The sequence below is a fragment of the Candidatus Desulfofervidus auxilii genome (assembly GCF_001577525.1).
Taxonomy (GTDB): domain Bacteria; phylum Desulfobacterota; class Desulfofervidia; order Desulfofervidales; family Desulfofervidaceae; genus Desulfofervidus; species Desulfofervidus auxilii.
Window position 1 is genome coordinate 392,951 of the sequence record NZ_CP013015.1, and the last position, 12,576, is coordinate 405,526.

Below are 12,576 nucleotides of genomic sequence, written 5' to 3' on the forward strand. Positions count from 1 at the left end.
GATTTTAATTAGACTTATCTGGCAATTTGGAAAAGTCTGCCCCTCAAAAAAAACCAATCTGGATTGGATGCCTATATCGAAGAATGGATACGAATTAAAAATGGATTTATTAAAAGAAAAAACTATCAAAGGTATCTTTTGGGTAGGCAATATTTTAGCTGTTGATGTAGGAATGAAGGAAGAAGTAGATATAGCTCTACTACTATTGGGAAGATAATTAATACTTTCACTGAAAGAGCTTACATCTTGAAAGTACAACAGGTGTATATAAAAAAACAGAGGAGGTAAAAAGAACTTATGTCGATATTAGCAGGTGTTGTAACTAGGTATAAAGGTGTGCAACTTATAGATGCTCTTTGTGAATCCATTAAACGGACGATTTCACGGTTTCCAGATGATAAGGTTATAGAATACCGAGATTCCCGGGCGCTGTTAACTAAAATAGACATTGGTGCATATAACTCTCCAGGGTTTTTAGTGGGAAAGACGGGGTCGGTTTCTATGCTTGCAGGTGAGCCATTACTCAATATTAATAATGAAGAAAATATCCACACTCGCTGGAGCGATTTACAAATTCTTCAACGGTATTGGGATGAGGAAAAATGGGACATCGGAGCGGCCACATGCGGTGTATTTTGCGCTGTACATTACGAGCCCGCAAAAGGCCGAATTTCCTTGATCACCGACAGGCTTGGGATTCGCCCTCTGTACTATTGGATAGGGGAACAATATATAGTTTTTGCAACTGCTTTGCGTATATTAGAAGAGATTCCCATAATTCCAAAATGTATGGACCTAAGGGCAGTTACTGAGATTGCGTCTTTCGGCTTTCCGCTCAGCAATCGAACTCCTTACTGGAATATTTTTGTTCTGAAAGCAGCCGAAATCGTTCAGATCGATGAAAAAGGCGTATATAAGCGCCAATATTGGCGCTGGGATCAGCTTCAGCAATTAAATCTTTCCGAGAGTGATCTGTTAACTGAGGCTTACACACGTTTCGTTAAAGCAGTAAAACGTAGACTTCGAACAGACAAAACCACAGTCGCATTTCTAAGCGGCGGTCTTGACTCTCGATGTGTTGTCAGCATTCTACGTGATAAGAATGTAACTGTACACACCTTCAACTTCGCGCTGCCTAGAACACAAGATCATGTCTTTGCGGCTGAATTTGCAAAAAAAGTAAAGACTATACATACCCATGTGCCAATAAATCCTGGAAGTTGTGATGTACCAGGCTATGCCAAAACACTATCTTATGCATGGAGCACTTCCAAGTATAGAAATGCATATCCCCCGGAGCGACCAAGGTTAGTGTGGTCTGGTGAAGGCGGAAGCGTCGCGATAGGTCATGTTTATCTTAATAGAGAAATGTGTAAATTGCTTCAATCTGGTAAAGACGATCTTGCAATCGACATGTATCTTAACAAGCAGTACATAGGAGTACCTCTCAAGCTATTTAGCCCTAATATCGTCCATAGAATTGCTATGATCCCAAAACAAGGGATAGTAGAAGAGTTAAATGACATTCATTGTGAGGATCGGTGCCGTGGCTTTCACCTATTTTTGATGTTAAACGATCAGCGTCGACATCTTAGCAATCACTTTGAAGGGATCGATCTTCACAGAACAGAATTTCACTTACCTTTCTTTGATGGACATCTTCTGGAGTTAATCCTTGCGAGCCCAATTGATCTCTTTTTGGAACACCGCTTTTACCATAAATGGCTATATTGCTTTCCGAGTGCCGTTACAGCAGTTCCCTGGCAAACTTATCCAGGCCATGCGAAGTGCCCTCTTCCGATCCCGAACAACTTGGCTTACCAGTGGGGAAAGGAGAGCACACACACACAGAGGCGCCGTAATCGCTCGCTCGTTCATGAAACAGTTAGCTGGTTAAGGGCTGATGATTTCTCACATAAAATAATAAGGAAAGAACGTCTGTGGCTTGCAACATTGCTCACTTGGATGGGTTTACGGGATTATGGCTATGTCATGAAGAAAGCTAGAATTTTCTACAAATATTGGAAGCGCTGCAATGGAAATTATATCCTTTAACTTTTTTAGGTTGGATCTTAATCGAACGTATCTGCGATTTGGAAAAGTCTGCCCCCTCAAAAAACCTATCTGGATTGGATGCCTATATCGAAGAATGGATACGAATTAAAAATGGATTCATTAAGAGAGAAAACCATCAAAGGAATCTTTTGGGTAGGTTCTACTCAATTTGTAGCTCAAGTAATATCTTGGGCAATCACAATTTTTGTAGCTAGGCTCTTGTCACCTTCTGATTACGGTTTGATGGGAATGGCCATGATATTTATAGGTTTTGCCCAATTTTTAAATGAACTTGGAATCGGTACTGCTTTAATTCAGAAACAGAATCTACAAAGGATTGAAATAGATAGCCTCTTTTGGCTTGTTGTCCTTAACAGTTTATTCCTTTATTCAATTACCTTTCTTTCAGCCCCCCTCATTGCTCAATTCTTCAATGCGCCACGACTTATTTCGATCCTACGAGTCTTAGGGCTAAATTTTGTACTTGGGGCCTTAATAGCTATACCCTTTGCCCTTTTAACCAAAGAGCTCACATTTGACAAAAGATGTAGAGCAGAATTATTTTCTAATATCTTATCAAGTGTTACTGTTTTAATTCTTGCTCTGCTAAAATTTGGTGTATGGAGTTTGGTTTTCGGCTCATTAAGTAGAAATTTTTTGTTAATTCTTTTTTTAAACTATTATTCAAAATGGATACCAAAGCTTTGTTTCTCTATTAAGAAAGTTATAGAACTCCTTAAATTTGGTGCAAATGTTACTGGTTCTCGCGTCTTTTGGTACTTATATTCAAATTCAGACTACTTCATAGTAGGTAAAGTCCTGGGTGAAAAAATATTAGGATTTTATTCCTTGGCATTCCAACTTTCTTCTATTCCAATTAACAAAATAGCTTCTATAATAAATCCTGTTGCTTTACCAACTTTTTCTAAATTACAAAATGAGGAAGAGGAGTTGAAAAGATATTTTTTAAAATTCACTAGAGGTGTTAGTTTTATTACCTTTCCAGCATTAATAGGATTGATGTTTATAGCCGATGAGTTTGTTAACATAGTTTTAACAAAAAAATGGACACCTATAATTTTCCCATTAAGACTACTTTGCCTAGTTGGACTTATTAAATCCATGGCCTTTCTTATTCCTCCACTTTTAAATGCAAGAGGGAAAGCCTATTTAAACCTTCGGTATAGTCTTTTGTGTTTTTTAATATTACCACCTGCATTTTTAATTGGTAGTAAATTTGGACTTAAAGGTGTTGTATTAGCATGGATAATAGGGTATCCGTTTGTAGCTAGCTATATTTTTTATTTAGGATTAAAAGAGATACACTTGTCTTTATCAGAGTATATGAATAACATGATTCACATCATTATAAGCGTAATGGTAATGTTATTAGTTTTGTTAATCTTCAAACATACATGTGCACATATTTTAAATAACTGGCTGAGACTTATCGGTTACATATTTTTGGGTGCCTTATCTTACTTATCTACTTTAAGTATATTCTTCCCAATTGTGAAGAAAGATATTACTGCATTTCTTGTTTTTAAAACAAATATGCACCAATAGGCATAATTTAAAAGATTTAACTCAACTTTAACAGCAACCCCTCCCTGTCTACTGCAGGCAGAGGTAAAAAATGCCCAAATAAGACAATTTTGATTTTCAGGTGTCAAAGCTGGGTATTAACGTGCAAAACGTTTTAACGTTCCAACGTTTTAACGTGTAAACGTTTTAACGTCCTAACATGCTAACCTTATCCATCCTCATGCCCTGTTATAAAGGGGAAACTTTATAGGAAATTCTATTAAAACTGTAGAAAAAGCTTCCTATTCACTAATTACTAGGCACTAAAATGGCTATCCCCATTAGTGAAAGAGATATAAGAGTAAAGGCCCAAAAAGGCCTTTTTGACCTCCCATTCTATTTAATTTTAATTCATCTTTTCTTTGACTACGGCCGACCCCAAAGCTTTTTCCCCATTATTGGTGCCCTTCATCCAGGATATATATTACATACCTTACTCTTTTTGTGCCTCTTTTTAAAAGGTAAACTTTTAAATTTTAAAAACATCCAGACAAAATGCTTTTTAGGTTTGCTTTTATTGATGATGCTTCATGGCCCAATTGCGGTAAACAATTACTGGGCTTATCAAGTATGGAGAACCATTACTTTATATTTCATTGTTTATCTAAGTATTATAAGTTTTGTTGATTCGTTTCCTAAAATTGAAAAATACATCAATATATGGATAGTGATTAATTTACTTGGGGCGATTATTGGTATAAAAAATGGTGGTAAAATTCCAAATTCTGGTTTTATGGGTGATGAAAATGACTTTGCCTTAGTGATGAATATGGCCATTCCCTTTGCCTATTTTATGTTTTTGGAAACAAATTCTACAAAAAAGAAAATACTTTATCTTTCTGCTTGTTGCATTTTTATTGCCGCCAATGTGGCCTCCTTTTCTCGTGGAGGATTTGTCGGCTTAGTGCCTGTCATCCTTTATTGCTGGTATAAAACACCCAAAAAAGTTTTATCTACTGTAATTGTGGCCATTATGATAAGTATTCTCTATTTCAGTGCCTCTTCAAAATACTGGCAAGAAGTAAAAAGCATAAAAGAAGAAAATATTCAAAAAGGCACTGGAGAAGAAAGAATTTATCAATGGAAAATAGGTTGGAATATGTTTTTAGACAATCCTCTCATAGGAGTTGGTCAAGGGAATTTCCCCTTTAGATTTAGGGAATACGAAATAGCAGCTGGATTCTATGAAGGTTTACATGGACGTTCCAGAGCTGGGAGAGCAGCTCATTCTATCTATTTTACTCTAATCCCAGAATTAGGGATCCTAGGTATCTTACTGTTTGGGGGTATGATATACTTTTCTTACAAAGATTTAAAATGGATATTAAAAATAGAAAAAGATTTTCTTTTTAAACAGCAATCTGATAAAACAATTCAGAAATTACATAAAATAAGATTTATCATTTTTGGCATTACAGGTGCCATGCTTGGCTATTTAATATCTGGTATATTCCTTTCTGTCCTCTATTATCCCCATTTTTGGCTATTGATTGCTCTTTGCGTAGCTTTAAGAAATATAGTGCAAAATCGGGTATGAAAAATTAAAAATGATATCTAAATTTTTGACAAAATTATCACGTGCAAGGGATCAAGGTGGTATCATTAATTATTATTGGTCAAGACTACTTCAAGAAGTGGCGAAAAGAACAAAATCATCTTTTGGCAAGCCCACAGATGTTATAGTCCTTCTAACAAATCGTTGTAATGCCAGATGCTTACACTGTCATAGTTGGAAGCTCGATTTGAGAATTACTGAATTAACCACTAATGAATGGAAGAAAACACTTAAAGAATTGCGCAAATGGCTTGGCCCCATCTTTTTATCCATTACTGGTGGTGAAACTTTATTAAGAAATGACTCTGTAGAAATTGCAGAATATGCAGCTCAATTAGGCTTTTGGATAGAGTTTTTAACCAATGGCTATTTTATGGATAATAAAAAGGCTGTTCAATTAGTTAAGAGTGGTGTTAAAAGAATCAAAATTTCTTTAGATGGAAGTAAGTCTGAAATACATGATTTAATTAGAGGTAGAAGAGGATTTTTTGAAAAAGCCACAAAAGCATTAAAAACACTAGCAAAAGAAAAGCATAAAACAGGTAAAAAAATACAAATCTGGGCAAAAACAACCATAATGAGTCATAATGTCAAAGACCTTGCTAATATAGTACTTTTAGTTCAAAAATTAGGGATAGATGGTGTTGAGTTTCAGGCCCTTGAACCTGTTTATTATTCAGAACAATTAAATGACCCTAATTGGTATAAAGATAATCCCCTTTGGATAGAGGACAAGTTAACTATGATTGATTATCTTGAGAGATTAAAAACACTAAAAAAAGAGGGATATCCCATCCTAAACTCAATTGAAAACATAGAATTAATGAAACAATATTTCTTAAACCCTGATAAACTTGCATTTAAAATCCATAGCCATACGTATAAAAAGAAAAGACCAGAATGCACATCTTGGGTAGCTGGTCTCCAAATTATGCCAGATGGTGGCATGAAAATGTGTCATCGAATGGAACCATTTGCCAACGTCAAACAAGGCAATTTAAAAAAACTATGGAGAACAAGAAAAAGGTGCTGGAAAAGTGGCTGTGTATTAAATAGCAGTTAAAATGAGAAAAATAGATAAACCAATAAAACATATATACAAATGTGGCATTGATAACATGATTACCTTAATTACCACAAGGGTTGATAACAAAAATTTTGTTATGACAAGCAGTACAGTGGCAGAAGTTTCACATTCCCCACCCATTCTTGTAGTAAGTATATCACCAGAGCGTTACACTCATGATAAAATAATTAAAAGGGGAGCATTTGCAGTAAATATTTTAAGTATAAAGCAAAAGACTCTGGCTAAAATCTGTGGCGGTTGTTCTGGAAGAAATGTAGATAAATTTGAAAAATATAAAATTCCCTATCATATAAGTAAGGGAGGATTGCCCTTTATTGAAGGATGCTTTGCTAACATAGGCTGCAAATTGATTGCCACCCATAGATATGGAGACCATACCATCTTTGTAGGTGAAATGTTTGAAGCAGAAGTATATGGCGAAAGAACTACAAGACACTTACTTTTAAGTGATATGAAGCATCCTTTACCAAGTTGGCTATATAATTTTTTAAGAAAAATTCCCATATTACATAAATTAAAAAGAACACTTAAATTGTGAAATTCAAAACAGACATAATATTTTGGGCAAATATAAATCCTAATAAAAGGGGATCTTTTGAAGATTTTATCTCAAAACTTTCTAAAGAATGTAAAAAGGAAGGAATTAAAATAATATTTGTACTTGGAAATGATATATGTTCTATAGTAAAAAAACAATTCTTAGAAAATTTTGTCCAGTATGATTTAATTTCTTCAAAATCTAGCAATTTTTTAAAACAAGTAAGAAATATGGTTACTAAATATAAGCCTAAAATAATCCATTTTAATTTTACACCTTTTTGTCATCCAGCCATAATTTATTGTAAAAAAATAGTAAAGACCAAAATAATTTTTACCGACCATGATTCCCGAGAAAGAATTGGACAAGATAGCAGTATATATAATTACTTTAAGCTTTTAAGAAGAAGATTTTATGCTTATTTTGTTGATAAATTTGTAGCTGTGTCAGATTATATCAAAAATAACATTGTCAATGAGAGTCTTACAGAAAAAGACAAAAATAAAGTTGTTTTAATATACAATGGTGTTGATGTTGATAGATTTTCACCTTCAAAAGATAAAACAAAATTAAAAAGAGAATTCTTAGGTATAAAAGACACTACCAATGTTGTAACTTTTATAGGACAATTGATTTATGAAAAAGGAGCAGATTTACTTTTTGACTGTGCAGTGTCAATTCTTAGAGAAGGTTTGGATGTCTTATTCTTATTCATAGGTGATGGTGTTTTACATAATGAGTTAAAACATAAGGCAAAATCCTTATCTAAAAATATCCGATTCTTAGGTGTTAGAAATGATGTTGATAAACTTTTAAAAATTTCTGACTTATTGGTTCTTCCTTCTAGATGGGGAGAGGCCTTTGGATTGGCTATTGCCGAAGCCATGGCTTGTGAAATACCTGTCATAGCCACCAAAGTAGGTGCAATACCTGAGTTAGTTAATGATGAAACAGGTATATTAGTACCTGTGGAAGATGTGTTTTCACTAAAAAACAGTATTACATTTTTATTATCGCACCCTGAAAAAAGAAAATTATTAGGTCAAGTTAGCCGTGAAAGAGTATTACGCTTATTCAACATAGAAAAAATGGTCAAAAAGACAATATCCCTTTATCTAGAGCTTTTATGAACATCCTTTGGCTTTTACATATCTTACCCTATCCGCCAAAAGGTGGTGTTATGCAAAGAAGTTATAATTTAATTAAAGAAGTGGCGAAGGAAAATGAGGTTTATTTATTTGCCTTCAACCAAAAGGCATGGTTACCAACAAAAGAAGACATAATCAAAGCAAAAAAGGAATTTGAGCGTTTTTGCAAAAAAGTTGAAATTTTTGCACTCCCTTCGGACAAATCAAAATTTGCTTGGCATAAATTGGCAATAAAAAGCTTTTTTAGCAAAGATGCTTATACTATAAACCGGACAAAGTCAAAAATAATGGTGAAACTTAATAGTGCCAAAATACATTAAGTTATAAAATGATGAAAAAAATATTATTTATTTTTGGTACTAGACCTGAAGCTATTAAGATGGCCCCAGTAATAAAAAAATTCGAAAATTATATAAACACATTTAGACCTATTGTTGTTGTTACCGCTCAACATAGGGACATGTTAGACCAAATTTTGGAAATATTTCACATTAAACCTGATTATGATCTTGACATTATGCGAAAAAATCAATCTCTCGAAGATATAACTATTCGTTCTTTAAAAAGATTGACGAAAATAATTCAGTTGGAAAAACCAAAAATGATTTTAGTTCAAGGAGATACTACAACGACATTTGTTGGAGCTTTAGCTGGTTTTTATAATAAAATCCCAGTGGGACATATTGAAGCTGGTTTAAGAACTTATGACAAATTTCAGCCGTTTCCTGAAGAAATAAATCGAAAATTGACTACGGTGCTTGCAGATATTCACTTTGCTCCTACAAAATCCGCAGCAGAAAATCTTAAAAAGGAGGGAGTTCCTTCGTCTCAAATATTTGTCACAGGTAACACTGTAATAGATGCATTATTAGAAGTGGTTGGCCAAAACTATAAATTTAAAGGCTCTTTGGAGAGAATTATTAACAACAATTGTAAACTTATTTTAGTTACTACTCATCGTCGAGAAAATTTTGGGAAACCTTTAAAAAATATTTGTTTAGCATTAAATGAAATTACCCAAGAACTTGAAGATGTCCAAATTCTATTTTCAGTTCACCCAAATCCGAAAGTTCGAAACGTAGTGTTAAATGTACTTCATAATAACAAAAAAATTCATTTATTTCCGCCACTAGACTACGTAACGTTTGCACACCTTATGGCTAAAGCTTATCTAATATTAACCGATTCAGGAGGAATCCAAGAAGAAGCTCCTTCTCTTGGTAAACCTGTTTTAGTATTGCGAAATAAAACAGAAAGGCCAGAAGCAATTGAGGCTGGTACTGTAAAATTAGTAGGAACAAATGTTAAGAAAATTATAGAAGAGACTTGCAAACTTTTAAAAGATGAAAGTGAATATAATAAAATGGCTAAGGCTATAAATCCTTATGGAGATGGAAAAGCAGCAGAAAGAATATTTAATATAATTTGTGGTAAACTTGTTTAGTTAGAAAATGCAATTTTTAAAAAAAGAAAAAAAACTAAAAGTTTGTTATATTTATCAAGATCAATATCCGTGGGAAGTACGCACCGAAAAAATTGCCACTACATTGGCAAAAGAAGGTATTGAAGTTCATATAATTTGTGGAAATAGGAACGGTTTGCCTCGTAAGGAAAAAATCTTGCGAAATTTGTATATACATCGTCTGTCAAAAGGATTAAACAAATTAACTAATAATTTATTTAATTTTCCTGCTTTTTTTTCGCCTTTTTGGATTGCAAAAATTTTATATGTAGTAAGAAAATATTCTATTGATATAATTATTGTAAGAGATTTACCACTCTCCCCAGCAGCTTTTGCTGCAGCAAAGATTACCGGCAAGCCAATAATTATGGATATGGCTGAAAATTATCCTGCAATGATAAAAGACACTTGGATTTATAGAGGACCTAAGCCCTTGGATTACATAATACGAAATCCTATTTTCTTAAGATGGTTAGAAAAAATAGTTATTCCTTTGATGGATGGTATTATTGTGGTCTCTGAGTATAGTGCTAAACGTGTAAAAAAAATGATAAGAGATAATAAAAATAAAAATAAAATATGGATTGTTAGTAACACTCCTATGCTTGACACAATTAAAACTCAATGTATATCACCTTTAGCAAAAGAAATTCGTAAGCGTTCAAATTTCGTATTACTTTATGTAGGTGGACTTGAAGAATCTAGAGGACTTGAGAGCGGAATAAAGGCAATTCCATACCTTAGTAAAATTATACCTGATATTCTATTTGTGATTGTCGGCAAAGGATCGTCTGAAACAAAACTACGTAAATTAGTGAGTGAATTAAATATAAGCAAACATATTTTTTTCACTGGGTGGATACCGCATAAAGAGATTTCTTCTATTATAGCCAATTCTGATGTATGTCTCATACCTCATTATGTAACAGAACATACGGATACCACTATACCTAACAAGATATTTGACTATATGGCTCAAAAAAAGCCAATTGTTGTAACTCAAGCGAACCCTCTTGTAAAAATAGTAAAGACGGCAAAGTGTGGTTTAGTCTACTATGACAAATCTCCTCTAAGTTTATATAAAGCAATATTACAATTAGTAGATTCAAAATATAGAAAAAGATTAGGAATAAATGGTTGGATAGCTGTTCAAAAACGATTTAACTGGAATTATGACAAAAGGTACCTTTTTAAAGCTTTGGAATTTGTGCTCGGTTTAAGTATCAATTAGGATAAAATAAATGTGTGGAATATGCGGAATAGTTAGTCTCTCCAATCAGATTATTGAACAAAGTTTCATAAAAAAAATGTGCCATCAAATCTATCACCGAGGGCCTGATGCAGAAGGATATTATGTTAAAGAAAATGTTGCTTTAGGTATGCGCCGTTTAAGAATCATTGACCTTAATACTGGTGATCAGCCAATTTTTAATGAAGATAAAAGTATATGTATTGTATTTAATGGTGAAATTTATAATTTTAAAGAACTTAAAAAAGATTTAATTCAAAAAGGACATAAATTTTACACTCTTTCAGATACAGAGGTGATTCTTCATCTATACGAAGAATATAGTGAAAAATGTTTGGATAAATTAAGAGGGATGTTTACCTTTGCTATTTGGGACAAAAGAGAAAAAAAATTATTTTTGGCCCGTGACCGTCTGGGCATTAAGCCCCTTTATTATACTATTTTACCAAAACATTTCTTATTTGCTTCTGAATTAAAAAGCATTTTAATCTTCCCTGATATTAAAAAAGAACTTGATTTTACTGCAGTGAGTGATTTCTTCACCTTTCTCTATGTTCCCGCCCCCAGGACTATTTTTAAAAATATTTATAAACTTTTGCCAGGTCATTATTTGACAGTAAAAGAAAATGGGAAAATGGAAATTAGAAAATACTGGGATTTAAATTTTGAAGAAAAATCTTTAGGAAATGAAAATGATTATATAGAAAAATTTTTAGAATTATTTGAAGAAGCTGTAAAACTTCGTCTTATAAGTGATGTCCCTTTAGGCGCTTTTTTAAGTGGAGGCACTGATTCTAGCCTTGTAGTCGCTATGATGAGTAAATTATCAAATAAACCTGTTGAAACCTTTTCTATTGGTTATGAAGGTAGAGATAAATATTTTGATGAAAGACAATATTCAAGGATTGTGGCTAAAAAATTTAATACTCATCATCATGAATTCATCCTTAAACCAAACAACATTGATGAATTAGTTGAAAAAATCATTACTCATTTTGATGAACCATTTGCCGATGCATCAGCCATACCAAATTATATTTTATCAAAACAAACCAGAAAATATGTCATTGTCGCCCTCTCAGGCCTAGGTGGAGATGAATTATGTGCAGGATATGAAAGATACCTTGGCTGCTTATTAGCTGAAAAATACCGCAGATTACCGAGTTTTTTAACAAAAAAAATAATTCCTGCCTTAATAAACCATCTACCTGATTCAAGCCAAGGTAATCATTTTAATGAAAGATTAAAAAGATTTGTAAAAAGTGCTAATTATCCTTTCCTACAAAAATACTTTCAAATAGTAGCCACATTTAATGAAGAAGAAAAAAAACAGCTCTTTACGCCTGAGGTGCAAAAACTTATAGAAAGACCAAGTGATGAAATTTTTTATGATTATTGTCCAAGTACTAACCATCCTCATCTCAATAATATGTCACTAATTGATTTCAAAACTTACTTAGTAGATGATTTACTTACCTTAACAGATAGGATGAGTATGGCCCATGCCTTAGAAGCAAGAGTACCTTTTCTTGACCATAAGTTGGTCGAATTTTTCGCTACTATTCCTGCTCATTTAAAACTTAAAGGATTAACCAAAAAATATTTTTTAAAAAAAGCCGCCGAAAGACTTTTACCAAAAGAAGTTATTTATAGAAAAAAAATGGGATTTTCTGTGCCATTGGTTATTTGGTTTAGAAATGAATTAAAAGATTATATTAATGACATCCTTTCTGAAAAAAACATAAAAAGAGTTGGTTATTTTAATCATTCCTTTATCTTAAAAACCTTAAATATCCATCAAAATAGAAAAGCCAATTATGATGAAAAATTATGGGCTTTAGTTAATTTCATAAAATGGTATGATAAATATTTAAAATAACCCCTATCAACATTACTTG

General features: G+C 33.0%; 11 protein-coding genes. All 11 read left to right on the top strand.

Going from position 1 to position 12,576, the window contains the following annotated elements; genetic code table 11:
* The first annotated feature begins 67 nt into the window (after positions 1-67).
* The 11 genes from HS1_RS12980 to asnB all read left to right on the top strand — a co-directional run bounded on the left by HS1_RS12980 (position 68) and on the right by asnB (position 12,557).
* Positions 68-217, top strand: a complete 150-nt coding sequence (locus tag HS1_RS12980) for a hypothetical protein (RefSeq protein ID WP_156469349.1) — start codon at positions 68-70, stop codon at positions 215-217.
* A gap of 80 nt (positions 218-297) precedes the next feature.
* Complete coding sequence (locus tag HS1_RS02030; protein WP_066060502.1) at positions 298-2,055, top strand: asparagine synthase-related protein; 1,758 nt, start codon at positions 298-300, stop codon at positions 2,053-2,055.
* A 111-nt stretch (positions 2,056-2,166) separates the two neighbouring features.
* Complete coding sequence (locus HS1_RS02035) at positions 2,167-3,621, top strand: MOP flippase family protein (protein WP_066060503.1); 1,455 nt, start codon at positions 2,167-2,169, stop codon at positions 3,619-3,621.
* 286 nt (positions 3,622-3,907) lie between these two features.
* A complete protein-coding gene (locus HS1_RS02040) occupies positions 3,908-5,176 on the top strand; it encodes an O-antigen ligase family protein (protein WP_066060504.1) in 1,269 nt (422 codons plus the stop codon).
* 10 nt (positions 5,177-5,186) lie between these two features.
* On the top strand, positions 5,187-6,257 hold the full coding sequence (locus HS1_RS02045) for a radical SAM protein (RefSeq protein WP_082757551.1): 1,071 nt from the start codon (positions 5,187-5,189) through the stop codon (positions 6,255-6,257).
* Between the two features lies 1 nt (position 6,258).
* Entirely contained in the window at positions 6,259-6,819 is a 561-nt protein-coding gene (locus HS1_RS02050) for a flavin reductase family protein (protein WP_066060506.1), read from the top strand.
* Positions 6,816-7,949, top strand: a complete 1,134-nt coding sequence (locus tag HS1_RS02055) for a glycosyltransferase family 4 protein (protein ID WP_066060507.1) — start codon at positions 6,816-6,818, stop codon at positions 7,947-7,949. The genes HS1_RS02050 and HS1_RS02055 overlap by 4 nt, the downstream gene beginning before the upstream one ends.
* Positions 7,946-8,287, top strand: coding sequence for a hypothetical protein (locus tag HS1_RS02060; RefSeq protein ID WP_066060508.1), 342 nt, complete (start codon positions 7,946-7,948; stop codon positions 8,285-8,287). Before HS1_RS02055 ends, HS1_RS02060 begins: the two co-directional genes overlap by 4 nt.
* Positions 8,288-8,295: 8 nt before the next feature.
* Positions 8,296-9,411, top strand: coding sequence for a non-hydrolyzing UDP-N-acetylglucosamine 2-epimerase (gene wecB, locus HS1_RS02065; protein WP_066060509.1), 1,116 nt, complete (start codon positions 8,296-8,298; stop codon positions 9,409-9,411).
* Positions 9,412-9,418: 7 nt separating this feature from the next.
* Positions 9,419-10,660 carry a glycosyltransferase family 4 protein gene (locus HS1_RS02070; protein WP_066060510.1) on the top strand — a complete coding sequence of 414 codons (1,242 nt, stop codon included), beginning with the start codon at positions 9,419-9,421 and terminating at the stop codon, positions 10,658-10,660.
* A 10-nt stretch (positions 10,661-10,670) separates the two neighbouring features.
* On the top strand, positions 10,671-12,557 hold the full coding sequence (asnB, locus tag HS1_RS02075) for an asparagine synthase (glutamine-hydrolyzing) (protein ID WP_066060511.1): 1,887 nt from the start codon (positions 10,671-10,673) through the stop codon (positions 12,555-12,557).
* The last annotated feature ends 19 nt before the right edge of the window (positions 12,558-12,576 follow it).

What these genes read in the sequence shown, in the direction of transcription:
- HS1_RS12980 (WP_156469349.1), top strand. Translation starts at nt 68, where the DNA reads ATGCCTATATCGAAGAATGGATACGAATTAAAAATGGATTTATTAAAA.
- HS1_RS02030 (WP_066060502.1), top strand. Translation starts at nt 298, where the DNA reads ATGTCGATATTAGCAGGTGTTGTAACTAGGTATAAAGGTGTGCAACTT.
- HS1_RS02035 (WP_066060503.1), top strand. Translation starts at nt 2,167, where the DNA reads ATGGATTCATTAAGAGAGAAAACCATCAAAGGAATCTTTTGGGTAGGT.
- HS1_RS02040 (WP_066060504.1), top strand. Translation starts at nt 3,908, where the DNA reads ATGGCTATCCCCATTAGTGAAAGAGATATAAGAGTAAAGGCCCAAAAA.
- HS1_RS02045 (WP_082757551.1), top strand. Translation starts at nt 5,187, where the DNA reads ATGATATCTAAATTTTTGACAAAATTATCACGTGCAAGGGATCAAGGT.
- HS1_RS02050 (WP_066060506.1), top strand. Translation starts at nt 6,259, where the DNA reads ATGAGAAAAATAGATAAACCAATAAAACATATATACAAATGTGGCATT.
- HS1_RS02060 (WP_066060508.1), top strand. Translation starts at nt 7,946, where the DNA reads ATGAACATCCTTTGGCTTTTACATATCTTACCCTATCCGCCAAAAGGT.
- wecB (WP_066060509.1), top strand. Translation starts at nt 8,296, where the DNA reads ATGATGAAAAAAATATTATTTATTTTTGGTACTAGACCTGAAGCTATT.
- HS1_RS02070 (WP_066060510.1), top strand. Translation starts at nt 9,419, where the DNA reads ATGCAATTTTTAAAAAAAGAAAAAAAACTAAAAGTTTGTTATATTTAT.
- asnB (WP_066060511.1), top strand. Translation starts at nt 10,671, where the DNA reads ATGTGTGGAATATGCGGAATAGTTAGTCTCTCCAATCAGATTATTGAA.